Origin of the sequence: Pseudomonas sp. KNUC1026 (assembly GCF_021650705.1) — a bacterium.
Taxonomy (GTDB): domain Bacteria; phylum Pseudomonadota; class Gammaproteobacteria; order Pseudomonadales; family Pseudomonadaceae; genus Aquipseudomonas.
Genome location: NZ_CP087138.1, coordinates 1,178,957 through 1,205,021, shown reverse-complemented (window position 1 = coordinate 1,205,021; position 26,065 = coordinate 1,178,957). Strand labels below are relative to the sequence as shown.

At 64.4% G+C, this 26,065-nt stretch carries 14 protein-coding genes and 9 pseudogenes; 10 read left to right on the top strand and 13 right to left on the bottom strand.

What is annotated here, in order from left to right; genetic code table 11:
* Positions 1–78: 78 nt before the first annotated feature.
* Complete coding sequence (locus LN139_RS05335) at positions 79–390, top strand: PilZ domain-containing protein (RefSeq protein WP_236359059.1); 312 nt, start codon at positions 79–81, stop codon at positions 388–390.
* Positions 391–434: 44 nt separating this feature from the next.
* On the opposite strand, the gene LN139_RS05330 is transcribed toward LN139_RS05335, so the two are convergent.
* Positions 435–1,082, bottom strand: a complete 648-nt coding sequence (locus tag LN139_RS05330) for an MlaA family lipoprotein (RefSeq protein WP_236360280.1) — start codon at positions 1,080–1,082, stop codon at positions 435–437.
* A 194-nt stretch (positions 1,083–1,276) separates the two neighbouring features.
* On the opposite strand from LN139_RS05330, the gene LN139_RS05325 reads away from it, so the two are divergent.
* A complete protein-coding gene (locus LN139_RS05325) occupies positions 1,277–1,543 on the top strand; it encodes a DUF4404 family protein (protein WP_236359058.1) in 267 nt (88 codons plus the stop codon).
* 3 nt (positions 1,544–1,546) lie between these two features.
* Here LN139_RS05325 and queF read toward each other — a convergent pair.
* Positions 1,547–2,367: pseudogene (gene queF / locus LN139_RS05320) on the bottom strand (NADPH-dependent 7-cyano-7-deazaguanine reductase QueF).
* Between the two features lie 83 nt (positions 2,368–2,450).
* Between queF and LN139_RS05315 the strand changes: the two are divergent.
* Entirely contained in the window at positions 2,451–3,131 is a 681-nt protein-coding gene (locus LN139_RS05315; RefSeq protein WP_236359057.1) for a heavy metal response regulator transcription factor, read from the top strand.
* Positions 3,128–4,461: pseudogene (locus tag LN139_RS05310) on the top strand (heavy metal sensor histidine kinase). Before LN139_RS05315 ends, LN139_RS05310 begins: the two are co-directional and overlap by 4 nt.
* Here LN139_RS05310 and LN139_RS05305 read toward each other — a convergent pair.
* The 3 genes and pseudogenes from LN139_RS05305 to LN139_RS05295 form a co-directional block, all read right to left on the bottom strand.
* Positions 4,452–5,696 (bottom strand): lipoprotein-releasing ABC transporter permease subunit, encoded by a 1,245-nt coding sequence (locus LN139_RS05305; RefSeq protein WP_236359056.1) that lies wholly within the window; start codon positions 5,694–5,696, stop codon positions 4,452–4,454. The pseudogene LN139_RS05310 and the gene LN139_RS05305 sit on opposite strands and share 10 nt — an antisense overlap.
* Positions 5,697–5,709: 13 nt before the next feature.
* Positions 5,710–6,394 (bottom strand): annotated as a pseudogene (gene lolD, locus LN139_RS05300) (lipoprotein-releasing ABC transporter ATP-binding protein LolD).
* A gap of 7 nt (positions 6,395–6,401) precedes the next feature.
* A complete protein-coding gene (locus tag LN139_RS05295; protein WP_236359055.1) occupies positions 6,402–7,649 on the bottom strand; it encodes a lipoprotein-releasing ABC transporter permease subunit in 1,248 nt (415 codons plus the stop codon).
* Between the two features lie 95 nt (positions 7,650–7,744).
* Here LN139_RS05295 and LN139_RS05290 point away from each other — a divergent pair, with 95 nt between their 5' ends.
* Entirely contained in the window at positions 7,745–8,335 is a 591-nt protein-coding gene (locus LN139_RS05290; RefSeq protein WP_236359054.1) for a PilZ domain-containing protein, read from the top strand.
* Between the two features lie 35 nt (positions 8,336–8,370).
* Positions 8,371–9,093, top strand: a complete 723-nt coding sequence (locus tag LN139_RS05285) for a glycerophosphodiester phosphodiesterase (protein WP_236360278.1) — start codon at positions 8,371–8,373, stop codon at positions 9,091–9,093.
* 45 nt (positions 9,094–9,138) lie between these two features.
* Here the strand turns inward: LN139_RS05285 and sthA are convergent.
* Positions 9,139–10,530 (bottom strand): annotated as a pseudogene (gene sthA / locus LN139_RS05280) (Si-specific NAD(P)(+) transhydrogenase); the annotation flags it as partial.
* Positions 10,531–10,887: 357 nt separating this feature from the next.
* Between sthA and LN139_RS05275 the strand changes: the two are divergent.
* Positions 10,888–12,176: pseudogene (locus LN139_RS05275) on the top strand (MFS transporter).
* Positions 12,177–12,192: 16 nt separating this feature from the next.
* Here the strand turns inward: LN139_RS05275 and LN139_RS05270 are convergent.
* From LN139_RS05270 to LN139_RS05255, 4 genes and pseudogenes are all read right to left on the bottom strand, one after another.
* Positions 12,193–13,166, bottom strand: a pseudogene (locus LN139_RS05270) (LysR family transcriptional regulator).
* 131 nt (positions 13,167–13,297) lie between these two features.
* A complete protein-coding gene (locus LN139_RS05265) occupies positions 13,298–14,863 on the bottom strand; it encodes an argininosuccinate lyase (RefSeq protein ID WP_236359053.1) in 1,566 nt (521 codons plus the stop codon).
* Positions 14,864–15,341: 478 nt separating this feature from the next.
* Positions 15,342–16,307, bottom strand: coding sequence for an IS110 family transposase (locus LN139_RS05260; protein WP_236359052.1), 966 nt, complete (start codon positions 16,305–16,307; stop codon positions 15,342–15,344).
* Between the two features lie 346 nt (positions 16,308–16,653).
* Positions 16,654–18,109, bottom strand: a pseudogene (locus tag LN139_RS05255) (glyceraldehyde-3-phosphate dehydrogenase).
* Positions 18,110–18,327: 218 nt separating this feature from the next.
* Between LN139_RS05255 and mfd the strand changes: the two are divergent.
* From mfd to LN139_RS05230, 3 genes and pseudogenes are all read left to right on the top strand, one after another.
* Positions 18,328–21,784 (top strand): annotated as a pseudogene (mfd, locus tag LN139_RS25460) (transcription-repair coupling factor).
* Positions 21,785–21,790: 6 nt separating this feature from the next.
* Positions 21,791–24,058 (top strand): annotated as a pseudogene (locus tag LN139_RS25455) (DEAD/DEAH box helicase).
* Positions 24,059–24,080: 22 nt separating this feature from the next.
* Positions 24,081–24,383 (top strand): GNAT family N-acetyltransferase, encoded by a 303-nt coding sequence (locus LN139_RS05230; RefSeq protein ID WP_236359050.1) that lies wholly within the window; start codon positions 24,081–24,083, stop codon positions 24,381–24,383.
* Between the two features lie 330 nt (positions 24,384–24,713).
* Here LN139_RS05230 and LN139_RS05225 read toward each other — a convergent pair whose 3' ends face one another.
* From LN139_RS05225 to LN139_RS25445, 3 genes are all read right to left on the bottom strand, one after another.
* On the bottom strand, positions 24,714–25,196 hold the full coding sequence (locus tag LN139_RS05225; RefSeq protein WP_236359049.1) for a GNAT family N-acetyltransferase: 483 nt from the start codon (positions 25,194–25,196) through the stop codon (positions 24,714–24,716).
* 81 nt (positions 25,197–25,277) lie between these two features.
* Positions 25,278–25,931 carry a methyl-accepting chemotaxis protein gene (locus LN139_RS25450; protein WP_442964386.1) on the bottom strand — a complete coding sequence of 218 codons (654 nt, stop codon included), beginning with the start codon at positions 25,929–25,931 and terminating at the stop codon, positions 25,278–25,280.
* On the bottom strand, positions 25,879–26,061 hold the full coding sequence (locus tag LN139_RS25445; RefSeq protein WP_442964385.1) for a hypothetical protein: 183 nt from the start codon (positions 26,059–26,061) through the stop codon (positions 25,879–25,881). The genes LN139_RS25450 and LN139_RS25445 overlap by 53 nt, the downstream gene beginning before the upstream one ends.
* Between the last annotated feature and the right edge of the window lie 4 nt (positions 26,062–26,065).

Below are 26,065 nucleotides of genomic sequence, written 5' to 3'. Positions count from 1 at the left end.
TCGCCGGCCGACTTTACAGCCCAAATGACGCAGAGTTATAAGAGCGCAGTGGCAAAACCCTATTTTCAGGACGACCGTATGAGCCGATTAGATTTTTCTGAAAAACGCGACTTCATCCGCATGGCAATGGATTCCGAAGTGACCTTGAGCGCCCTTGGTGGCAAGCACACCGGCATCTGCCGCGACCTCTCCAGCAACGGCATGCAGGTGGAAACTCGCTGCCACGTGCCGGTAGGCGAGATGCTCAGCGTGCTGGTGCCCTCGCGCCACCCGGAGCTTGCCGACCTCAATGCCCTGTGCGAAGTGATCCGCGCTGATCAGTCGCAGCAACCCGGGCAGTGGCTGCTGGGGCTGCGCATTCGCGAGATGGACGGCATCAAGATCGCCTGAGGCCTGCGCCGCAAGCCAGGCAACCGGCTTGCGGCGCAGCGCTGTCAGAAGTCGTCTTCGACCTGCCCGTCCTTGACCTTGAACTCACGGTTCTGCAGGTAGGCGTTGCGCAGGAACGTGTACTTGTCGCCACTGATCAGTTTTTCGGCAGGGAGCAGGCTGGCACGGGTGTCGACCAGGCCGATGCCGAAGATCGTGTTGCGGGTCGGCACGTGGTCGATGTAGCGATAGGGATAGGTGTAGGTGTCGGGGTATTTCGCCAGCGCGTCACGCACCGTGCTTGGGCCCAGCAGCGGCAGCATTACATACGGGCCGGACGGCACCCCCCAGTAGCCCAGCGTTTGCCCGAAGTCTTCGTCGCTGCGTTGCAGGCCCATCTTGGTACCCACATCGAAGAAACCTGCCAGCCCGAACGTGGTGTTGAAGATCAACCGCGCAACGTCCTTGCCCGCAGCGGCCGGCTTGGCCTGCAACAGGTTGTTGGCAAGGTTGGTCACGTCGCCTGCGTTACTGAACATGTTATGCACACCGTCCTGCAGAAACTGCGGGGTGATGTACTGATAGCCCTTGGCGATCGGCTTGAGGGTCCAGGCATCGACCGTGTCGTTGAAGCGGAACACGGCGCGGTTGACGCCCTCCCACGGGTCGCTTTCAGCGGCCTGTGCCGCGAACGGTGCCAGTGCCAGGCCCATGGCCAGGCAGGCGGAGCCCCAATGGGCGAAGCGGCGCGCGCTGTCGTTGCGCATGAACTTTCTCCTCGAAGCGGCCAAAGGCCAGGTGGCAGCGGAAAACCGGCCTAGTATAGGGGTTGATCCGCAGCAGTTGCCAGAACCTTTCGGGCGCTGGCGCGGTCCATGGAAGTGCCTGCTTTTGAAGGAGAAACCTAATGCCCGTACGCGAACTGCAAGCCCAATTGACCGCCCTGCGCGATGAGCTGGAACAACAGCCGCCCCTGTCGCTGGAGGAGCGTGAGCACCTGCGCGAGCTGATGCAGCAGGTCGAAGCCCGCATAGAACTGGAGAACGCGACTCAGCAGCCCGACAGCCTCACGGACGGGCTGAACCTCGCCGTGGAGCGATTGGAAGTCGAATACCCCAAGGTTGCCGGGGTGCTGCGCAACATCGTGCAACACTTGGGCAACATCGGCGTTTGACCTCTACTGGCGAGCCAGGCGGGCGTTTGTGAGCACCAACGGATGGGTGCTGCGGTAAGGGTTGATGTCCAGCCCACCGCGGCGCACATAGCGCGCATAGACCGTAAGCCGCTCGGGCGCCAGCAATCGGCTGAGGTCGACGAAGATGCGCTCGACGCACTGCTCATGGAAGTCGGAGTGCTGGCGGAAGCTCACCAGGTAGCGCAGCAAGCTGCCAGGCTCGAGTGCGTTGCCCTTGTAATCCACCACCACCGAACCCCAGTCTGGCTGGCCGGTAACAGGGCAGTTGGATTTGAGCAAGTGACTGTGCAGGATCGCCTCACCCTCCCCTGCCGCTGCTTCGAGCAGGCCGATGCCCGGCTCGGCATAGCGGTCGATCTGCACATCCAGATCATCGATGCATTGCCCCGGCAGTGCCCAAACACCCTCGGCCTGTGCCTGCGCGAGGGTTTTCAGCCGCACCTGTACAGGTGCGCCAGCCGTTGCCGACAGGTCCTTCTCCAGGCACTCGCGCACTGCCGCCCAATCGGCGAAGGGCGTCTGGTTGAGCGAGTTCAGGTACAGCTTGAACGACTTGGACTCGATGATGTTGGGCGAATCGGCCGGGATCGCAAACTCACCGATGGCCACCACCGGCTTGCCGGACGGCAGCAGCCACGACAGCTCGTAGCAATTCCAGTAGTCCACACCCTGATACGGCAAGGTGCTGGCGGTGAGGCCCAGCTCGGCCCATTTGCCCGCGCGCGGGATGGGGAAAAGCAGGCTGGGGTGTAGACCGCGATGTATTCGCTGGCCTTGCCCAGTGGCGAGTGTTCGGCGTGCATGAGAAAACCTGATTGAAAAAACCCGGCCATTGTACCGCCCCGGCGTGGGTAGAATAGGCCCGCGTGACTCAACGGACATTCCCATGAAACTGCTGCTCGTCGAAGACCAGGCCCGCACCGGCCATTACCTGCGCCAGGGGCTGGCCGAGGCCGGCTTCACGGTGGAATGGGCAAGCGAAGGCCTGGGCGGCGAGCAACTGGCGCTGTCAGGCGAGCATGCACTGCTGATCCTCGACGTGATGCTGCCGGGGCGCAGCGGCTGGGACATCCTCAAGAGCGTCCGCGCTGCCGGGCTGGCAACGCCGGTGTTGTTCCTCACCGCGCGCGACGCAGTGGCAGACCGGGTACACGGCCTGGAGCTGGGCGCCGACGACTACCTGGTCAAGCCCTTCGCCTTCTCCGAACTGCTGGCGCGCGTGCGCACGTTGCTGCGCCGCAGCAGTGCGCCAGCGCAAGAGGCGCTGCTGCAGGCCGGCGACCTGCGCCTGGACCGCCTGCGCCGCCGGGCCGAGCGCGCCGGCCAGCGGCTCGACCTCACCGCCCGCGAATTCGCTTTGCTGGAATTGCTGCTGCGCCGCCAGGGCGAAGTGCTGCCCAAATCGCTGATCGCCTCGCAAGTCTGGGACATGAACTTCGACAGCGACAGCAACGTCATCGAAGTCGCTATCCGCCGGCTGCGCGCCAAGGTCGATGACGCCTACCCGGAGCGCCTGATCCACACCGTGCGCGGCATGGGCTACGTGCTTGAAGCGCGGGGCGTGTGATGCGCCAGCCGTTGAGCACCCGGCTGGCGCTGCTGTTCGCCGCCTGCACCGCGCTGGTGTCACTGCTGGCAGGGGTGCTGTTCACCCGGGCCAGCGAACGCACTTTCTGGAACTGGATGAACAACTGCTCAGCGCCCGGTTCGAGGCGCTCGAACCGCTGCTGGCTGGCGCAGGCCAAGGCAACCTCCTGCAACTGCGCTCAAGCCTGCAAGCCGCCCTCGGCCACCAGGGCGACCTCAGCCTGCGCGTGCTGGGCCCCGGCGATGAGCACTGGTTCGATGAGCGGCCCGACCTACCCCATGCCACGCCCGCCACCCGGTTGCAGCGCGTGCAGGATAACGGCACCGACTACCGCGTCCTGCAACAACCCATCGGCACTCAGGGCGCCACTGCCCAGCTGTGGCTCGACATCACCCACCACCAGCACTTCCTGGCGCGGGTTCAGCAGCTGATCTGGCTGACCATGGCGTTCTCTGCGCTGGCCACCGCGCTGCTCGGCGCGTGGGCCGCCCGGCGCGGGCTGCGGCCGCTGCGGCGTATGGGTGAAGTCGCCGCCAGCGTTTCGGCACACTCGCTGACAACCCGCCTGCCGGAGCAGGCCCTGCCGGCGGAGCTGGCGGAAGTGGCCAAGGCGTTCAATGCGATGCTGGCGCGCCTGGAGGGCGCGTTCGAGCGGCTTTCCAGCTTCAGTGCCGACATCGCCCACGAATTGCGCACGCCGCTGTCGAACCTGCTCACTCACACTCAAGTGACCCTCAGCCAGCCTCGGGCGCTGGCCGACTACCGTGAAGCGCTGCACGGCAACCTTGAGGAACTGCAGCAACTTGCACAGCTGGTGAACGACATGCTGCTGCTGGCCAAGGCTGACAACGGCCTGCTGCCTACCCAGGCCGAACCCCTGGCGCTGGAGGTTGAAGCAGACGCCCTGCTCGACTACTACGCCCTGCTCGCCGAGGATGCTGGCGTGCGGCTCACGCGCAAAGGGCAAGGCCAGGGGCTGGGTGACCGAATGCTGCTGCGCCGAGCGTTGGCGAACCTGCTCGACAACGCTCTGCGTTTCACTGCCAGCGGGGGAGAAATCGTGATCGAGGTGAGCAATGGGCGCCTGGCCGTGAGCAACAGCGGAGCGCCCATTTCACCCGAGCACTGCGAGCGGTTGTTCGACCGGTTCTACCGCGCCGACAGCGCTCGCAACGAAGGCGGCGCGGAGCACGCAGGGCTGGGCCTGGCGATCGCCCGCTCGATCCTGCGTGCCCATGGCGGCGAACTTGCCTGCGTGCCCTGGGCGGGCGGCGCGCGCTTCGAGCTGCGCCTGCCGCCTCACTCGTAGCGAAGCGCCTGTGCAGGCTCCACCTGCGCGGCACGCCAGGCAGGGTACAGCGTTGCCAGAAAGCTCATCACCAGGCCTGCGAAGCAGATCATGCCGACGTCGCCCCATTGCAGCTCGGACGGCAGGTTGCTGATGAAATACACATCCGAGGTAAAGATATGCTGCCCGCTCACCCGCTCCAGCCAGCCGACGATCTGGCTGACGTTGAGCGCGGCCAACACCCCGAGCACGCCACCGATCAAGGTGCCGACGACGCCGATCAGCGAGCCCTGCACCACGAAGATCCCGAGAATCTGCCGCGGCGTGGCACCGATGGTGCGCAGGATGGCGATATCGGTGCCCTTGTCGTTCACCACCATCACCAGTGTGGCGATGATGTTGAACGCTGCCACTGCCACGATCATCAGCAGCAACAGGCCGATCATGGTCTTTTCCATCTTCATGGCGGCGAACAGGCTGCCTTGAGTGTGGGTCCAGTCATCGGCCCGGTACTGCGGGCCGAGGCCTTGCGCCACGTCCTTGGCAACCTCGGGCGCCATCCACAGGTCTCGCACTTTAAGGCGCACACTCTGCACCTGGTTCGGCGCCCAGTGCTGCAGGCTGGCTGCATCCTGTACGTTGATCAGCGCCAGGCTGCTGTCGAGCTCGGCGCCCACCTTGAAGATGCCCACCACCGTCAGCCGCTGCAACCGCGGGGTGATGCCCCCGGGCGCGCTGCTGACTTCCGGCACGATCAGGGTGATGTTGTCGCCCGGTGCCAGGCGAAAGCGCCGGGCGGTGATTTCACCGATCACCACACCGAACTCGCCCGGCTTGAGCGCCTGCAGGTTACCGGCCACGATGTGCGACGCAGCGATGGACACCTTGCCCTCCTCGCCCGGCTCGATCCCGCTGACCTGGATCGGCTGCATCGAGCCTTTATAGGAGAACATGCCGTCGAGCTGGGTAAAGGGCACTGCAGCCTGCACTTCAGGGTTCTTCAATGCGGCGGCGGCGACTGGCTTCCAGTCATCGAGCGGGGCGGTAGCGCCCACCGTGGCATGCGGCACCATGCCGAGGATCCGCGAGCTCATTTCCCGCTGGAAGCCGTTCATGACCGACAGCACCACGATCATCGCCAGCACGCCCAGCGCCAGGCCGATCATCGAGGTCATGGAGATGAACGAGATGAAATGGTTGCGCCGCTTGGCGCGGGTGTAGCGGGCGCCGATGAAGAAGATCAAGGGTCTGAACATGAATGCCTCGGGATCAGAGCGCGACCAGGTGGCCGTCGTCGAGCTTGAGCGTGCGGTCCATCTGCCGCGCCAGCGCCGTGTCGTGTGTGACCACCAGGAAGGCGGTTCGCAACGACTGGCTCAACTCCAGCATCAGCTCCTGGATGCCTTGGGCGGTGTGCTGGTCGAGGTTGCCGGTGGGCTCGTCGAGCATCACCAGCCCCGGGCGGTTGACCAGTGCGCGGGCGATCGCCACGCGCTGGCGCTCACCGCCGGACAGCTCGGCCGGCTTGTGCGAAAGGCGATGCCCCAGGCCGACGCGCTCCAGCAGCGCGGTGGCGCGCTGGCGGGCTTCGGGGATGGCCACCTTGCCGATCACCAAGGGCATGCAGACGTTCTCAAGTGCCGTGAATTCCGGCAGCAGGTGGTGAAACTGGTAGACGAAGCCCAGGGCGCGGTTACGCAACAGGCCACGGTCGCGCTCGTTGAGCGCCGAGAGCTCTTCGCCGGCCAGCCAGACGCTGCCGGTGGTAGGCGTATCGAGGCCGCCCAGCAGGTTCAGCAACGTGCTTTTGCCCGAGCCGGAGCTGCCGATGATGGCCACACGCTCACCCGCGTGCAGTTCCAGCTGCAGGTTGTGCAGCACCGTCACCGACGCCGGGCCCTGCGTCGTAGGATTTGCCCAGGTTGCGGCAACTCAGCACGGCTTTATCGTTCATGCGTGGCTCACTCATAGCGAAGCGCCTCCGCCGGCTGCGTGCGCGCTGCGCGCCAGGCCGGGTAGAGGGTAGCGAAGAAACTCAGCACCAGCGCCGCGCCACAGACCAGGTAAACGTCCTGGGCGATGACCTGCGAAGGGATGTAGTCGATGAAGTAGACGTCCGGGTTGAGGAATTCATGCCCGATCAGGCGCTCGAGCCCGGCAATCGCACTGCTGACGTTGAGCGCAGCCAGAATGCCCAGCACCGCCCCCACCGCCACGCCGACCACGCCGATCACGGTGCCCTGCACCATGAACACGCCCATGATCTGCCGGGGTGTCATGCCAAGGGTGCGCAGGATGGCGATGTCACCGCGCTTGTCGTTGACCACCATCACCAGGGTCGAAATGATGTTGAACGCCGCCACCGCCACGATCAGCAGCAACAGCAGGCCGATCATGTTCTTTTCCATGCGGATGGCCTGGTAGAGGTTGCCGTGGGTGCGGGTCCAGTCGCGGGCGTAGTAATCGCCGTGCAGCTGCCCTGCCAGCTCCCAGGCAAGCTTGGGCGCCTGGAACAGGTCGTCGAACTTCAGGCGGATGCCCTGCACCTGGCCGGGTTTCCAGCGGTGCAGGCGGCCGAGGTCTTCCAGGTTGGTCACGCCCAGGTAGCCGTCGATCTCACCGGCGCCGACGTGGAAGATGCCGGCGACGGTGAACCGCTTCATGCGCGGGAACACACCAGCGGGTGTGATCGCGACTTCCGGGGCGACGAAGGTGACCTTGTCGCCGACCTTCACCCCCAGTTTGCTGGCCGCCTTGTCGCCGATCATGATGCCGAACTCACCCGGTGCCAGGTCACTGAGTTTGCCCTCGCGAATAAAGGCATCGATGATCGAAACCTTATCTTCGAGCGCAGGCTCTATACCGTTGAGCAGCACTTTCTGTACCTGCCCATCATGAGTGAGCAGGCCCTGCATCTGGGTGAACGGCGCAACCGCGGCAACTTGCGGGTTGGCCTGCACCTTGCTCGCCAGGGCCTGCCAGTTGTCGATGGGCGTGGGCGATTCGATGGTGGCGTGCGGGACCATGCCGAGCACGCGGGTACGCATCTCGCGGTCGAAGCCGTTCATTACCGAGAGCACCACGATCATGACCACCACGCCCAGGGCGAGGCCGATCATGGAAGTCAGGGAAATGAACGACACGAAGTGGTTGCGACGCTTGGCGCGGGTGTAACGAGCGCCGATGTAAACGAAAAGAGGTCTGAACATGTAAGGGGCTTGTTCGCAGTGGTAGAGGTCGCCCGTGTGGCGTGGCTGCCCGCGCGACCTTACACTCGGACCATCACTGCCAGATTGGGTTCGCCATGCAGACGACAGACGACGCGGAACGCCGCGAATACTACCGCATCAGTGACCGGGTCGCACTGGAAATCACCCCCTATGAAACAGGTTTAACCCCCTCTGCCGATTCAGCCTCGCAGCAGGCGCCGCTGTTCGCCATGCTCTGCGAACTGCACCTTTCAGACTTCGAATCGCAGCACCTGCTGCGCCAGGTGGGTGAAGGCAATCGCGCGCTGGCGGCTTTTTTGCGCGCGCAGAACAAACGCATCGACCTGCTGACTCAGGTGATGGCGCAGTCGATCCTGGGCAGCATCGGCGCGCCGCAGCCGGTGGTGATGTCCGAGGCAGGCCTTGAGTTCAGCTACCCTCGCCCGCTGGCGGTCGGCAGCACGCTGGATGTGAAGATGGCACTGATGCCGCAGGCGCTGGGTGTGATGCTGCGCGCACGGGTGGTGCGCTGCGACAGCAACGCCGAGGGCACTTTCGACGTGGGGACCGAATTCGAGAACGCCACTGACGCGCAGCGGCAACTGCTGGCGCGTTACGTCTTGCAGCATCAGGCCGCCGAGCGTAGAAAGCTCAACGAGACCCAGGCGCTGCAGGCCCTTTCCTGAGCGCTGCCCTTTCCTCCCGCGACCAAGGACAGACCGTGACCCTTCTCTACGGCCATCGGGGCGCCGAAGGCGAAGCCCCTGAGAGTACGCTCGCCAGCTTCCAGCAATGCCTGAGCCACGGGGTAACCCGTTGCGAGCTCGACCTGCATCTGTCACGCGACGGCGAACTGATGGTGATCCACGACCCTACCTTGCAGCGCACCACCGAGCGCCGCGGCAAGGTCGCGGCCTACACCGCTGCCGAACTCACTGCCATGGACGCGCGCCAGGGTGGGCCGGGCTGGGTAAGCCCCTGCCCGATCCCGACGCTGGAGCAGCTGTTCGAGGCCTGCCCGTTCGAGCACTGGCAGCTTGAGGTCAAGAGCGCCTCGCGGGTGCGCGCCACCACGACGGTGCTGGCGATTCGTGAGCTGGCTCAGCGCCACGGCCTGCTGGGCAAAGTCACCATTACCTCCAGCTCGCGCGTGGTGCTGCGCGCCGCGCAAGAGCTGGTGCCGGATATCAGCCGCGGGCTGGTGGCCGAATATGCCTGGCTCGACCCGTTGAAGGTCGCCCAGAGCTACGGCTGCGAGTTGCTGGCGCTGAACTGGACGCTGTGCACGCCCGAACGCTTGCAAAAAGCGCAGCGCCAGGGGCTGCACGTGTCGGTGTGGACGGTGAACGAACCGGCGCTGATGCGCCGGCTCGCCGATTTCGGCGCCGACAGCCTGATCACAGACTTTCCCGGTTTGGCCAGCGCCACCCTCGGGAATCGCTGAAAGGCATACCTCCGGCCGGCTCAGGCCGCCAGCCGGAGCCGCTCGAAAAAGCCGGTTGAGCCCGTCGTACGCCGCCACCCGATAAGCCTCGGCCATGGTCGGGTAGTTGAAGGTGGTGTTGACGAAGTACTTGAGCGTGTTCTGCTCACCCGGCTGGCTCATGATCGCCTGGCCGATGTGCACGATCTCCGAGGCCTGGTCACCGAAGCAGTGCACGCCGAGCACTTCCAGCGTTTCGCGGTGGAAGAGGATCTTCAGCATGCCCACCGGCTCATCGGAAATCTGCGCCCGCGCCATGCCCTTGAAGAACGCCTTGCCCACTTCATAGGGCACCTTGGCCTGAGTGAGTTCGCTCTCGTTCTTGCCCAGAGAGCTGATCTCCGGAATGGTGTAGATGCCAGTCGGCACGTCATTGACGAAGCGCCAGCTGCCGTTCTCGACGATGCTGCCCGAGGCCGAGCGGCCCTGGTCGTACGCGGCGCTGGCCAGGCTCGGCCAGCCGATCACATCGCCTGCACCATAGATGTTCGGCACGCTGGTGCGGTAAGCCTCGTCGACGTCGATCTGGCCACGGCTGTTGGTTTTCACGCCGATGTTCTCAAGGCCCAGGCGGTCGGTGTTGCCGGTGCGGCCGTTGCACCACAGCAAGGCATCGGCCTTGATCTTCTTGCCGGATTTCAGGTGCAGCACCACGCCGTGCTCAGTGCCTTCGACCCGCTCGTACTCCTCGGTGTGGCGCACCATCACGTTGTTGTTGCTGAAGTGGTAGCTCAGCGCCTGGGAGATTTCCGAGTCCAGGAAGCTGAGCAACTGGTCGCGCGTATCGACCAGCTCGACCAGCACACCCAGGCCGCTGAAGATCGAGGCGTATTCACAGCCGATCACGCCGGCGCCATAGATGATGATCTTGCGCGGGGTGTGGGTGAGGCTGAGGATGGTGTCGCTGTCGTAGATGCGGTCGTGGCTGAAGTCGATATCGACCGGGCGATAGGGGCGCGAGCCCGTGGCGATGACGATCTGGTTGGCCACCAGGCGCTCTTGCGCGCCGTTGGCGCAGACCACGCTCACGGTTTGTTCGTCTTCGAAGCTGCCGGTGCCGAAGAACACGTCGACCCGGTTGCGGGCGTAGTAGCTGGTGCGCGAAGCCACCTGCTTGGCGATCACCCGCTCGGCGCTGCGCAGCACATCGGGGAAGGAGAACCAGCGCGGCTCACCGATGGCCCGGAACATCGGGTTGGTGTTGAACTGGATGATCTGCTTGACCGAATGGCGCAACGCCTTGGACGGAATGGTACCCAGGTGGGTGCAGTTGCCGCCGACCTGGCGGCGGCTGTCGACCATGGCCACCTTGCGCCCGGCCTTGGCGGCGTTCATTGCCGCGCCCTCACCCGCCGGGCCCGAGCCCAGCACCACTACGTCGTAGTTATAGACAGCCATGCGTACTCCTCAGAACAGGCCCTGGCGCACGGTTTGCGCCGGGCTTCACATGCCATGGGCGGCACTTATTTAAAGCTGGCTTGTGCATTTTAATGAACAGCGAGTGACGCGCACATTACCCCTTGGTCGACAGAAATGCCATTTCTTGCTGCGACAACGTGCCACGGGAATGTGCGCCAGCCCTCATCGCAGAGCACCGCTGAACGGATTCGGCTTGCTTGCCACCTTCGATACGCATATCGTTACAAATACCGTCGATCAGCGTCGTCGCAAACTGCGCGTGAGCGCGCACCGGCCTACCGGGCTGTCTGGTTCAGGGATTCGAACCCGCCAAACAACTACAAACAAGGTGCATTCATGGCCTCAACCACCGGCAAGGGCAAGGCGATCTTTCGCGTTGTCAGCGGCAACTTCCTGGAAATGTTCGACTTCATGGTGTATGGCTACTACGCCACCGCCATCGCCAAGGCGTTTTTCCCCTCCGACGATCCATTCGCATCCCTGATGCTCTCGCTGGCCACCTTCGGTGCCGGCTTTCTCATGCGCCCGCTGGGTGCGATTTTCCTCGGTGCCTACATCGACAAACACGGCCGCCGTCAAGGCCTGATCGTGACGCTTGCGCTGATGGCTGCGGGAACGTTGTTGATCGCGCTGGTGCCGGGCTACGCAACGCTCGGTGTGGCTGCGCCGCTGCTGGTGTTGGCGGGCCGCCTGTTGCAGGGCTTTTCCGCAGGCGTCGAGCTGGGCGGTGTGTCGGTGTACCTTTCCGAGATCGCGACCCCGGGCCGCAAGGGCTTCTTCGTCAGTTGGCAATCGGCCAGCCAGCAAGTGGCCGTGGTGTTCGCAGGCTTGCTGGGCGTGGCACTCAATCACTGGCTCACCCCTGAAGACATGACCCAATGGGGCTGGCGCGTGCCGTTCCTGGTCGGCTGCGCCATCGTGCCGGCGATTTTCATCATCCGCCGCTCGTTGGAAGAAACCCCGAGTTCGAAGCGCGCACCCACCGCCCGAGCTTCTCCGAAGTGATGCGTTCGATCGGCCAGAACTTCGGCCTGGTGATCGCCGGCATGGCGATGGTGGTGATGACCACCGTGTCGTTCTACCTGATCACAGCCTACACCCCGACCTTCGGCAAGACCGTGCTGCACCTGACTGACCTGGATGCGCTGCTGGTGACGGTGTGCGTGGGCATTTCCAACTTCATCTGGCTGCCGGTGATGGGCGCGGTGTCCGACCGTATCGGCCGCAAGCCGCTGCTGGTTTCCACCACCGTGCTGGCGATTCTCACCGCCTACCCGTTGCTGAGCTGGCTGACCAGCTCGCCGAGCTTTGCCCACCTGCTGATGGTCGAGCTATGGCTGTCGTTCCTGTATGGCTCGTACAACGGCGCGATGGTCGTGGCGCTGACCGAAGTGATGCCGCGTGACGTGCGCACCACTGGTTTCTCGCTGGCCTACAGCCTGGCGACCGCGACCTTCGGCGGCTTCACGCCTGCGGCCTGCACCTGGCTGATCCACACCCTGGCCAACGACGCAGCCCCCGGCCTGTGGCTCACCGGCGCGGCGATCATGGGCCTGATCGCGACCCTGGTGCTGTTCCGCGGCAACCGCCATCAGTTGCGCATGGCTGACCCGGCCAACGCCTGAGCGAAGTACCCGGCCGCTAACACAAATGCCAGTCAGCTCTGCTGACTGGCATTTGTGTTTCAGGGGCTGCAGCACGTCGCCCACACAGCTCACGGGAAAGCGCTACGAAATTGCGCAGCGGTGGCAGCTGATTGAAGCCACGGCACACTAGCGTGATCGGCGCCTGCAAACGAGGCCGCGCATCGGCGATGGGGCAGTACACCACGCTGTCCTTGTGCACACCCTTCATCGACGCCGGCACGATGGACACCCCCGCCCCCGCCGCGACCAGGCTGACGTTGGTGAGCATGCGCTCGACTTCGAAGGCGATGCGGGGGTTGAAGCCGGCGTGCTGGCAGGCCTTGATGAGGTTGGCGTACATGCCCGGAGCACCGGGCCTGCGCACCAGATGAAACTCTCGCAGGCCAGGGCCTTGAGCGAGATGACCGGGGCCTCGCCGACGGGCTGATGCCCGGCCAGCAAGGGGTGCCCCACCGGCAGGGTCAGTAGCATGGGTTCATTGAGCAGGCGATGGAATTCGATGCCCGGGTGCCGGCTCACCGGCGCCCGCAGGATGCCCACATCCACCCCACCTTCGATGGCCGCCTCGGTAAGTTCCTGCGCACTGCCTTCCTTGAGCGACACCGCCACGCCCGGGAAGCGTTCACGGTAGGCGCGGATGATCCGCGGGATCAGCGGGTGCGCCGCAGCGGAACTGGTAAAGCCCACCGCCAATTGGCCCTCGATGCCGTGGGCCGCGCGCGCGGCCTTTTGCGCCCCCTCCTCCACACGAGCGAGGATCCCCTGCGCCTCGTGCAGGAACACCTGGCCCCCTGCGGTCAGGTCTACGCCTTTGGGGTGGCGCCTGAACAGCTCGAAACCCAGTTCGTCTTCCAGCGCCCGGATCTGCTGGCTCAAGGGCGGCTGCTGCATGTTCAGCCGCGCCGCTGCTCGGGTGAAATGCCGCTCCTCGGCCACCATCACGAAATAGCGCAGATGACGAAGCTCCATGGTGATCGATCCCGCTGCAAGTTTTGATGGTGGCCGCACAATAACCACAACACCAACGCAACGTCGATGCCCAGGCGGCACAGGCTGCTGGCGCTGGCAGGCTTGGCCGAACAGCGGCGGGTGCCGAGCGGCTACTCCTTGCCTTGCAGCAGCTTGCCGAACGCTTGATCCAGCGTGCCGTCGGCCTGCGCCAGCTTCTGCCGGCGCTCGGCCAGCCAGCGTTGATCCGCCTCAAGGTTCCCGTGCGCCTCGGCCAGCATGCGTTTGACCTCTTCAGGTTGCGGCCCGCCAGTGCCCTTGCGGGTCTTGATCATGTTCTCCGGGGACAGCGAGGCGCGGAAGGTCGCTTCATCCAGCGGCAGGCTGTTGGGCTTCCATTGGTACTTGTCCGCAGCCTGGGCATAGAGCTTCTGTGCATCGGTATAGGGGAAGGTCTTGGGCGTCAGGCCCTGGTCGCGTGCCTGCTCCACGATAAGCGAGGCGAAGCTGTGGCCGATGCGAAACGGCACCTTGTGCGTGCGCTCCAGCGTGTCGGCCAGTTCCATGGAGGTGGTCCACTCATTTTCCAGCTCCTCGCGGGCGCGCTGCGGGTTGACCTGAAGCGCATCGAACACCGCATCGGTTGCGGCGAACATGTCCTTGGCCGAGTCGAACACGCCCAGCGAGTCGAAGGCGAACTTGTAGTCGGTCATGCCGGTGGTCACATTGTGCGCACGCACGGTGACCGCCTGCGCCAGGCCCACCACATCGGAGGCTTTTTCGCGGGCGCGCATCAACAGGCCAGGGTTGCGCTTCTGCGGCATGGCGCTGCTGGTATAGGTTTTTTCTTCGTCCAGCAGCAGCCAGGGCCGGATCTGGTGGTACTGCGTGTGGATGTCGCCCATCAGCGCGCCCACGCGGATCGCCGAGGACGACGCAATGTCGGCCGCCTCGATAGAGATGTCATAGGTCGACACCTGGCTGGAATCCAGGGAGTTCTCGCGCACACCGTCGAACCCCAGCAGCTCGGCCAGCCGTTCGCGATTGAGCGGGTAAGCCGAGTTGGCCAGCACTGCCGTGCCCATCGGGCTCTGGTTCAGCCGCGCGTAGAGCTCGCGGATGCGCTGGCCGTCACGGTCGAAGGCGGCCTCGAACGCGAGCAGGTAATGGGCGTAGGTGATGGGCATGGCCTGCACACCGTTGGTGTAGGCCGGCACCAGAGTGTCGATGTTCTTGTCGGCCAGCGCCAGCAGCCGCCCGCGCGTGGCATTCAGCGCCTGGCTGTAGGCGAGCACATCGGAACGCAGCGTCGCCAGGCGGTAGGTGGCGAGCATGTCCTGGCGGCTGCGGCCGGAGTGGATGAGCGAGGCTTCGGGGCCGATCTTTTCGATCATGATCTCTTCGAGCTGCAACACATCGCTGGGCCGCTTGCCATTGGGCTGCTCGCCCTGGTCGATGGCATAGCGCACCCCGGTCGCGATCTTCTGGCCCATCTCGGGTTTGACGATGCCCTCTTCGGTGAGCATTACGATCGAGGCTTTGTTGATCCGGTTGAGCCAGGCGAACTGGCTGTCGCCTGCGTTGCCTCGGGGCTTGGGCTTGTCGACCGTGGCACCGATCTTCGCGGCCTGCGCGGCGCACTCCTCGGTGGTCTTGCAGGGTAGGTCGGCGGTGTTGGCTGCGAGGGTTACCTGGCTGTTGAACAGCGCCAATACCACGGCCAGGCGAAGCAGGCTCTTTTGTAGGGCATTTCAGGCTCCGAGGGGGCTGGCGATGGTCACTGTCGTGGGATCGCCTGTTGTTATTGGAGGGGTGCAGATGGGGCACGGGTGGCCCTTGGCCGGAGATTACGGAACGGGGGTAATAATTAAAAATATATAAAAGATAGGAAAGGGATATTTTAAAAGTATCAATAAAGAGGTAGTTGAAAGCTGTTGCTATGTCGCGCGGCAAGCCGCCCTCCCACTTTGAGGCGTGATTCCGAAGCTTTGGTGGGAGATTCTATGGTTTTTGCAACCCCTGTCTCTGACCATCTTGCAGCCCCGGCGTAGCGCCGGGGTCACGCTGCCAATGCGTGGGAGGCCGGCTTGCCGGGCGATGCGGGGCCCACAGCTGTACTCGCGCCCAGCCGTAAGCGCCGAGGTGACAGAATCGCCTCGGTTGGTTCATCACCGCTTCGAACCTCCAGCAGCTTTTTCAGGCGCTAACGGTGGCCCCATAACTTCTCGTGACGGCCTGGTACTCGGTGCCACCCTTCATCAACGCGAATGCCACACGCGCCAGCTTTCGCGCGAGCATGACCAGTACCTGTGTCGTTGCCAGCCCTCTGGCCCGGTGATGTTCGTAGAACCCTTTCCACTGTGCGGTGCGGCTGGCACTCATTCCAGCGTTGTGGAGCAGGCGTCTGATCTCACCACAGCCTCGCTTGCTCAGGCATCGCTGGCCCTGTTTCCTGCCTGAGTCCGACACGCGCAAGTCCAGGCCGAGGAAGGCGATGAAGGCGTCGGAAGACGTCAAGTCGCCGCGGATGAAGGCCATGATCAAGCCAGCAGCCGTCAACGGGCCTATGCCCTCGATGGCCTGAATACGTTTGGCGTGACTCAGCAGGTTGGCCTCTCTGAGCGCCTCGTGGATCTTCTTTTCCATGCTGCGAAGCGCAAGCCCCAGCTGCCGCTTGATCTGCGCAAGTTCGGCTTTCAGTGCCGGCTCGCCGTCCAGGCTCAGCTGCATGCACTGCAGGCTTTTAACCACCACCGCGCGCCGGCGCAAGAGGCTTTGAAGCTTGCGGTAGGCCGGTGGGGGTGGCGACCAGGGGCGCAGTTCGTCACCTTCGTTTTTCAGATAACGCGCCAGCAAACGCGCATCGCAAGGGTCGGTCTTGGCCCGCTGGCCGATTCCCTTACGGTAATTGTTCAAGCGGTAGCCGTCGATCACAAACACGTCGAAGCCGGCTGCATGAGCCAGTTCCGTCACATCGTAGTGATAGGCATTGGTAGGCTCGAGTGCGATCACGGCCTGGGCGGGCAGTGATCTGAGCCAGGCCTTGATTTGAGGTTTTGTATTGGGGATGCGCGTCAGGCTGTCGCAATCGCTGCGGTAGATCACCAGTTCGTCCTTGGCGACATCGACACCCAACTCGGTACGTTGCACACGGTTTGCCATGGTCGGCCACTCCGGTTAGCTTTGACGATACTTGAAGGGGGCACCCAGTGGCGCAGCCTTGTCGCTATCGTCGTTTACGACCGAAGCATTCTTTATCGGCGCTTGGGTGAAGGGGGAGGGACGTTTTCTCTCACTGGCTGTATTGCTGGTCAGAGCAATCAGATGGGCGGCTTGTCCCTCCTCCCCCTTCAAGTATCACCATACAAGGGCGGCTTGCCGCGCGACGACGGAGCAAAACCATCACACCACAAAAAACCAGCGGGAGGCCGTGTAACGGGCGACGCCTGACCAGAAGCGAAAACGCCCCGGTCAATGACCGGGGCGCCGTCATTGCATCAGCCGTGCATCAATGCGGGAACGCTGGCGGGTTGACCTTCGCCATGTCCTCGAGCACGCGCACCACCTGGCAGCTGTAGCCGAACTCGTTGTCGTACCACACGTACAGGTTCACGCGGTTGTCGTTGACGATGGTGGCCTGGGCATCGACCACACCGGCGTAACGCGAGCCGACGAAGTCAGTGGAAACCACTTCGCTGGAATCCACGTAGTCGATCTGCTTGGACAGCTCCGAGTGCAGCGACACATCGCGCAGGTACTCGTTGATCTCTTCGCGGCTGGTTGCCTTTTCCAGGTTCAGGCTGAGGATGGCCATCGACACGTTCGGCGTGGGCACGCGAATGGCGTTGCCGGTCAGCTTGCCGGCCAGTTCAGGCAGGGCCTTGGCGGCTGCGGTGGCAGCACCGGTTTCGGTGATGACCATGTTCAGCGCGGCGCTGCGGCCACGGCGCGACCCCTTGTGGAAATTGTCGATCAGGTTCTGGTCGTTGGTGTAGGAGTGAACGGTTTCGACGTGGCCGTTGACGATGCCATATTGATCATTCACTGCCTTGAGCACCGGCACGATGGCGTTGGTGGTGCAGGACGCCGCCGAGATGATCTGGTCGCTGTCTTCGATGATGCCATGGTTGATGCCGTGCACGATGTTCTTGAGCTTGCCCTTGCCTGGCGCGGTGAGCACCACGCGGGCAGCGCCTGGGCAGGCCAGGTGCTGTTGCAGGCCCTCGGCGTCACGCCATACGCCGGTGTTGTCGACGATCAGCGCGTTCTCGATGCCGTACTGGGTGTAGTCCACCTCGGCCGGGCTCTTGGCGTAGATCACCTGGATCAGGTTGCCGTTGACGTTGAGCGTGTTGTGCTCTTCGTCGACCTGGATGGTGCCTTCGAAGGTGCCGTGGACCGAGTCGCGGCGCAGCAGGCTGGCGCGCTTGGCCAGGTCGTCCTTGGAGCCCTGGCGAACCACGATGGCGCGAACGCGCAGGCCGTCGCCGCCGCCGGTTTTTTCGATCAGGATGCGCGCCAGCAGGCGGCCGATGCGGCCGAAACCGTACAGCACGACGTCCTGGCCCTTGCGCACGCCCAGGGTGGTGGTCTGCTTGCCGACGACTTCGGCCAGCTCTTCACGCACGAACTGGTCGGCGCTGCGGCCGTTGCCTTCGGCCTTGAATTTTTCTGCAAGCTTGCCCAGGTCGACCGAGGCGGCGCCGAGCTTGAGCTCGCTCATCGCTTTGATCAGCGGGAAGGTTTCATGCACCGACAGCTCGTGCTCGTCAGCCTGGCGGTGGCGGGCGAAGCGGGTGGGCCTTGAGGATCTGAATGACAGAGCGGTTGATCAGGCTTACGCCGAAAATCGAGCTCACCACGTTGTTGTTGCGGTAAAGCTGGCCAATGAGCGGGATCATCGCCTCCGCGAGCGCTTCACGATCAATCCATTCACCAAGGCACTGGTCGGGCTTCTGAGTCACGGGGAACCTTCCACATGTAGGGGATGAAAAACGGGGCTACATTATGAACGTGCCCCTGTTTGAATAGCAATCTACCGCACTGACGACGGCTGCATAGACCGCGCCAGGGCCGCGGAAGCTCGCATGCGCCTGCCAGGCCTGACAGCCGGCACTCCTGGCCGGTATAGTGGTTGATCTCTTCTGAAAGCCCGTTCGTTCGCCAGGAGTGCACCCTGACCGTGCCTGTATTGCGCCTTCCGCCCCTGCCCACTGCGGCCGCTGCCGCGTCCATTGGCAAACAGACCTGGAGCGGCCTGCACGGCGCGGCCCTGCCCTGGCCATCGCCGAAGCTGCAAGTGCTGCGCAGCGCTTCACCTTGCTGCTCACCGCCGACAGCCAGAGCGCCGACCGCCTCGAGCAGGAGCTGCGCTTCTTCGCACCGCAGCTGCCGGTATTGCACTTTCCCGACTGGGAAACCCTGCCGTACGACCTGTTCTCCCCGCACCAGGACATCGTCTCGCAGCGCATCGCCAGCCTTTATCGCCTGCCTGAACTCGCCCACGGCGTGCTTGTAGTGCCGATCACCACGGCGCTCCATCGCCTGGCACCGACGCAGTTCCTGCTGGGCAGCAGCCTGGTGCTGGACGTGGGCCAGAAACTCGACGTGGAGCAGACTCGCACGCGCCTGGAAGCGGCCGGCTACCGCTACGTGGACACAGTCTACGAGCACGGCGAATTCACCGTGCGCGGCGCGCTGATCGACCTGTTCCCCATGGGCAGCCGCCTGCCCTACCGGCATCGACCTGTTCGACGACGAGATCGAAACCCTGCGCACCTTCGACCCCGAGACCCAGCGCTCGGTGGACAAGGTCGAGTCGGTGCGGCTGCTGCCGGCGCGGGAGTTCCCGCTGCAGAAAGACGCGGTCACCCGCTTCAAGGCGCGCTTTCGTGAACGCTTCGACGTGGACTTCCGCAAGAGCCCGATCTTCCAGGATCTCAACAGCGGCATCACCCCGGCCGGCATCGAGTACTACCTGCCGCTGTTCTTCGAAAGCACCGCAACGCTGTTCGACTACCTGCCTGAAGGCACGCAGGTGATTTCCCTGCCTGGTATCGAGCAGGCGGCCGAGCAGTTCTGGAGCGATGTGCGCGGCCGCTTCGAAGAGCGCCGGATCGACCCCATGCGGCCTTTATTACCGCCTGCTGAATTGTTTCTTCCGGTCGAAGACTGCTTCGCTCGCCTCAAAGCCTGGCCGCGGGTAGTTGCAGGGCGCGAAGTCGAAGGCGGCAAGGCAAGCGTGCCCTGCGAGCCGCTGCCGAACCTGGCCATCGAAGCCAAGGCCAGCCAGCCCATGAGTGCGCTGGCGACCTTTCTCGACCAGTTCCCTGGCCGGGTATTGTTCACCGCCGAGTCGGCTGGCCGCCGTGAGGTGCTGCTGGAACTGCTCGAACGCCTGAAGCTGCGGCCCAAGGGCGTAGACAGCTGGGAAGAGTTCGTCAGCAGCGATGATCGCCTGGCCATCACCCTCGCACCGCTGGAAGAAGGCCTGTGCCTGCACGAGCCGGCCCTTGCGCTGGTTCCGGAAAGCCCGCTGTTCGGCCAACGAGTGATGCAGCGCCGGCGCCGCGACAAGCGCAACGACGCCAGCAGCGACGCGGTGATCAAGAACCTCACCGAACTGCGCGAAGGCGCCCCGGTGGTGCACATCGACCACGGCGTGGGCCGCTACCTGGGCCTGGCGACTCTGGAGATCGATGGCCAGGCTGCCGAATTCCTCACCCTGGCCTACGCCGACGAAGCCAAGCTCTACGTGCCGGTGGCCAGCCTGCACCTGATCGCGCGCTACACCGGCAGCGACGATGCCCTGGCCCCCTTGCACCGGCTGGGCTCGGAAACCTGGCAAAAGGCCAAGCGCAAGGCGGCCGAGCAGGTGCGCGACGTGGCCGCCGAGCTGCTCGACATCTATGCGCGCCGTGCTGCACGCAAAGGCCACGCTTTCGCCGACCCGGCGCTGGACTACCAGACCTTCAGCGCAGGCTTCGCCTTCGAGGAAACCCCCGACCAGTACAGCGCCATCGAAGCCGTGCGTGCCGACATGCTTGCGCCCAGGCCGATGGACCGCCTGGTGTGCGGCGACGTCGGCTTCGGCAAGACCGAAGTGGCCATGCGCGCAGCGTTCATCGCCGTGCACAGCGGCCGCCAGGTGGCAGTGCTGGTGCCCACCACCCTGCTCGCCCAGCAACACTACAACAGCTTCCGCGACCGCTTCGCCGACTGGCCGGTGCGGGTGGAGGTGATGAGCCGCTTCAAGTCGGCCAAGGAAGTCGACGCTGCGGTGGCGGAGTTGGCCGAGGGCAAGATCGACATCGTCATCGGCACCCACAAGCTGCTGTCCGAAGACGTCAAGTTCAAGCAGCTGGGCCTTGCCATCATCGATGAAGAACACCGTTTCGGCGTGCGCCAGAAGGAGCAGCTCAAGGCGCTGCGCAGCGAGGTCGACATCCTCACCCTGACCGCCACGCCCATCCCGCGCACCTTGAACATGGCCATGTCGGGCATGCGCGACCTGTCGATCATCGCCACCCCGCCGGCCCGGCGCCTGTCGGTGCGCACCTTCGTCATGGAGCAGAACAAGAGCACCATCAAGGAGGCGCTGTTGCGTGAGCTGTTGCGTGGCGGCCAGGTGTACTTCCTGCACAACGATGTGAAAACCATCGAGAAATGCGCGGCAGACCTCGCCGAACTGGTGCCCGAAGCGCGTATCGGCATCGGCCACGGGCAGATGCGCGAGCGCGAGCTCGAACAGGTGATGAGCGACTTCTACCACAAGCGCTTCAACGTGCTGGTGGCCTCGACCATCATCGAAACCGGCATCGACGTGCCCAGCGCCAACACCATCATCATCGAGCGCGCCGACAAGTTCGGCCTGGCCCAGTTGCACCAGTTGCGCGGGCGCGTGGGCCGCAGCCACCACCAGGCCTACGCCTACCTGCTGACCCCGTCGCGCCAGGCCATCACCCCGGACGCCGAAAAGCGCCTGGAGGCGATCGCCAACACCCAGGACCTGGGCGCAGGCTTCGTGCTGGCCACCAACGACCTGGAAATCCGCGGCGCCGGCGAATTGCTCGGCGACGGCCAGAGCGGGCAGATCCAGGCGGTGGGCTTCACCCTCTACATGGAAATGCTCGAGCGCGCGGTCAAGGCCATCCAGAAGGGCGAACAGCCCAACCTTGAGCAACCGCTGGGCGGCGGGCCGGACATCAACCTGCGCCTGCCGGCGCTGATCCCCGACGACTACCTGCCCGATGTGCATGCGCGGCTGATTCTCTACAAACGCATTGCCTCGGCCGCCGATGAAGAAGGCCTCAAGGACCTGCAGGTGGAAATGATCGACCGCTTCGGCCTGCTGCCGGACCCGACCAAGAACCTGATGCGCCTGACGCTGCTCAAGCTCAAGGCCGAGGCAACTGGGCATCGTCAAGATCGACGCCGGCCCGCAGGGTGGTCGCATTGAGTTCGGTGCGCAAACTCCGGTCGACCCGCTGGTGCTGATCAAGCTCATCCAGGGCCAGCCGAACCGCTACAAGTTCGAAGGTGCCACGCTGTTCCGTTTCAGCGTGCCGATGGAGCGCGCCGACGAGCGCTTCAATACCCTTGAGGCGTTGCTCGAACGCCTGGCCCCCGAAGCCGGCTAAGCGCCCATGGACGAACCGCTAAGCCCTTCGCGCCCTTGCCCCCAGCCACGTTTGTGGCTGGGCAGCGTTGAATTCAGCGCCTTCGAGCCGCGCAACGGCCGCATGCAGCGCCAGGTGCAGCACCGTGCAGCCCTGGCGTTCGGCTATGACGGCCAGTTCGTCAGTGGCAGCATCACCGCGCGCGGCTCGGCGGTCGCACGGCAACCGGCACGCGAGCGCCAGCTGCGCGAGGTGCTTCAAAGCTTTGGCTTCAAACTGGCGACCCGCCAGAGCAAGGCGTTGCCTGAAAGCGCCGGCGAACTGTACGAGCTGGCCGGTGACGGCGCCTGGCTGCGCTTCATGCAAAGCGAGCTGCCGCGCCTGCGCGGCGAGGGCTGGCAGATCGAATACGCAGAAAACTTCGCCTTCGACCTGATGCCGGTTCAGGGCTGGTACGCCACGGTAGAAGACGCCAGCGAACGCGACTGGTTCGAACTGGAGCTGGGCATCGAGGTGGACGGCCAGCGCCTGAGCCTGCTGCCGATCCTGCTTAACCTGCTGCGCCTGAACCCCGAGCTGTTGCGCCCGGCGAGCGTGGCGCGGCGGCGTGACGACGAGCAATTGATCGTGCCGCTGCCCGGCAACGGCGCAGGCAATGGCCGGGTTCGCCAGGTGGCGCTGCCCTGGGGCCGGCTCAAACCCGTGGTGGCCGCACTCGGCGACCTCTACCGCCTGGAAGGCCACGAACAGAAGCTGCGCCTGGCAACCCCGGACGCCCCCAGCTGAGCGCGCTTCATGCCCTGCCGTTGCAGTGGCAAGGCGGCGAGCAATTGCGCGAACTGGCCGAGCGCCTGCGCGCACCGCTGGGCGATAGCCAGGCGCCGCCGCAGGGCTTGCACGCCACCCTGCGCCCCTACCAGCTGCAAGGCCTGGCCTGGATGCAGAACCTGCGCGCGTTGGGCGTTGGCGGTGTGCTGGCCGACGACATGGGGCTGGGCAAGACGTTGCAAACCCTGGCCCACGTGCTGTGTGAAAAGGAAGCCGGCCGCCTCGATCGCCCGGCCATGGTGGTGATGCCCACCAGCCTTGTGCCCAACTGGCTCGATGAGGCCGCACGCTTCGCCCCTTCACTGAAGGTATTGGCCCTGCAAGGCACCGGCCGCAAGCAGCATTTCGCCGACCTGCACCGTTACGACCTGCTGCTGACCACCTATGCCCTGCTGCCCAAGGACATCGAGCAGATCGCCAGCCTGCAGCTGCACCTGCTGGTGCTCGATGAGGCGCAGTACATCAAGACCGCCAACACCAAGGCCGCCCAGGCCGCGCGACGCTTTCAGGCGCGCCAGCGGCTGTGCCTGAGCGGCACGCCACTGGAAAACCACCTGGGCGAGCTGTGGTCGCTGTTCCACTTCCTCATGCCCGGCTGGCTGGGCGACGCCAAGGCCTTCACCGCCACCTATCGCGTGCCCATCGAGCGCCATGCCGACGACCAGCGCCTGGCCGACCTGAACCGCCGCATCGGCCCCTTCCTGCTGCGTCGCACCAAGGACCAGGTGGCGACCGAGCTGCCGCCCAAGACCGAGATCGTGCATCGGGTCGAACTCAACGACGCCCAGCGCGACGTATACGAAACCGTGCGCCTGGCCCTGGACCACAAGGTGCGCGAGGAGATTCGCAGGCGAAGGCATGGCGCGCAGCCAGATCGTCATCCTCGAAGCGCTGCTCAAGCTGCGCCAGGTGTGCTGCGACCTGCGCCTGGCCGGCCAGGCGCCGACCGAGGGCAGCGCGTCGGGCAAGCTCGACAGCCTCATGGACATGCTCGAACGCCTGCTCAGCGAAGGCCGGCGCGTGCTGCTGTTTTCGCAGTTCACCTCGATGCTGGCGCTGATCGAGCGCGAACTGCAGGCGCGCCAGGTTCGCTACGCCCTGCTCACCGGCGCCACTCGCGATCGCAGCGCGCCGGTCAAGGCCTTCCAGCAAGGCGAGCTGCCGGTGTTTCTGATCAGCCTCAAGGCCGGCGGTGTGGGCCTTAACCTCACCGCCGCCGACACCGTGATCCACTACGACCCCTGGTGGAACCCCGCTGCCGAACAGCAAGCCACCGACCGCGCCTATCGCATCGGGCAGAACAAACCGGTGTTCGTCTACAAGCTCATCACCCGCGGCACGGTGGAAGAGAAGATCGCCCAGTTGCAACGGGAGAAGGCTGCACTGGCGGCTGGAGTGCTGGAGGGTGGCCAGGCCGGTGAGTGGCGCTGGCAGGCGGAGGATATCGAGGCGTTGTTTGGGGTGTGACGGGGGCTGTTTTTTTCAGGTAGTGGACATCGCTGTGCTCCCCGACCATCAGGGCAAAGGCCTTGGCAAGCGAATCATGGCCGAGATCCTTAAGTACATCGACGCCCAAGTTCCTGAAAGCGGGTATGTGAGCCTGATTGCCGATGGCCCGGCGCAACACCTCTACGCACAATTCGGCTTCACCCAGACGGCGCCGCATTCGGTGGGGATGGCATACCGAAAATCCGGGCAGGTGCCGCCGGCAGGAAACAACGGCCGGCTCTTGAAGGGCGGTTCTGCGCAGTGGCCGAGCGAGTTGGGACCGCTTCGTTTCGAATATTGCTAATTTCATTTATTTCGAATATGAGCACGGCCTGCACTGGGACGCCCAGACGGTCTATGACATGACCTTGGCCATTCTGGGTGGGGAATATGCCGAGGTGATGTCGGCCGATGAGGTGATCGCTCAGGTTTCAGGTGGCACAGAGGCGGCATCTCGCAATCAGGTTCATTGAAGCCTGGATGTTGAAAGTCCCCCGTAGCACGTCGCCCGTTGCACGTCGCCCGGCTAGCCGGCCTCCCACTTCAGACCAGCGGCGTAGATCAAGGAGTGGAGGCCGGCTTGCCGGGCGACGTGCAACGGGCGACGTGCAGCCCCTCATTGAAAAGCGCGGACCTAGGTCCCCTCAGCCAACGCCACCAACTCCACCCCCGCCAACCGATACTTCACCCACTCATCCTGCGCCCGCGCACCGATGCTCTCGTAAAATTTGATCGCCGGCTCGTTCCAGTCCAGCACGCTCCACTCCAGCCGGCCGCAGCCACGCTCCACCGCAATGCGCGCCAGGTGCTGCAGCATCGCCTTGCCTGCACCCACGCCACGATGCTCGCTGGAAACATAGAGGTCTTCCAGATACATGCAGTGCTGCCCGAGCCAGGTGGAATAGCTGAAAAAATACAGCGCATAGCCGATCGGCTCGCCGTTGAAGGTGCAGATCAATGCCTTGGCGGCCGAGGTGTCGTCTGCCAGGTCGCGCTCGATGTCGGCGACGCTGGCCTTGACCTCGTGCTCGGCCTTTTCGTAGCGCGCCAGTTCAGTGATCAGGTGCAGGATGGTCGCGGCGTCGGAAGGTGTGGCCGGGCGGATATGCAGGGTCATGGGGTATTTCCTTGTGTCATTGCCAGATGACACAAGGGTAAGGCCTGGGCGTATTTTCTGCCCAGGCCTGGCAGGCACCGATCAGAGCTTGAACCGCCCCACCATCGCCCCGAACGATACCGCCAGCCGCGACAGCTCCTGGCTCGACGCATTGGTCTGGTTGGCGCCAGCGGCCGTCTGGGTCGAGAGGTCCTGGATGTTCACCAGGTTCTGATCCACCTCGCGGGCCACCTGGGCCTGCTCCTCGGCAGCCGTGGCGATCACCAGGTTGCGCTCGTTGATCTGGCCGACGCCTTCGCTGATGCGCTCCAGTGCCCTGCCCGCTTCGGCGGCCAACGCCTGGGTCGACTGTGCCGTGCTGCGGCTGCTGGCCATGGCTTGCACCACGCCGTCTGCGCTGCTCTGCACCGAATTGATCATGCTCTCGATCTCGCCGGTCGAGGACTGGGTACGGTGCGCCAGCGCCCGCACTTCATCGGCAACCACCGCAAAGCCGCGGCCCTGCTCGCCCGCCCGGGCGGCTTCGATAGCAGCGTTGAGCGCCAGCAGGTTGGTCTGCTCGGCGATGCCGCGAATCACGTCCAGCACCTTGCTGATGCCACGAATCTGCCCGGCCAGCGCTTCGATCCGCTGGGTCGAGTCATTGATACCGTGGGTCATGCTATCGATGGCGTCGACTGCCTCACGCGCCTTGCGCTGGCCCTGGAGCGCCTCCTCGGCGGTCTGGGTCGACACCTGGCGAGGCACCAGCGGCGTTGCGCGCGACTTCCTCGACGGCTGCGGTCATTTCGTTGACGGCGGTGGCCGCCTGCTGAATCTCGTCGTTCTGGCGCACCAGGCCGCGGCTGCTGTCGTCGGTCACCACGGTG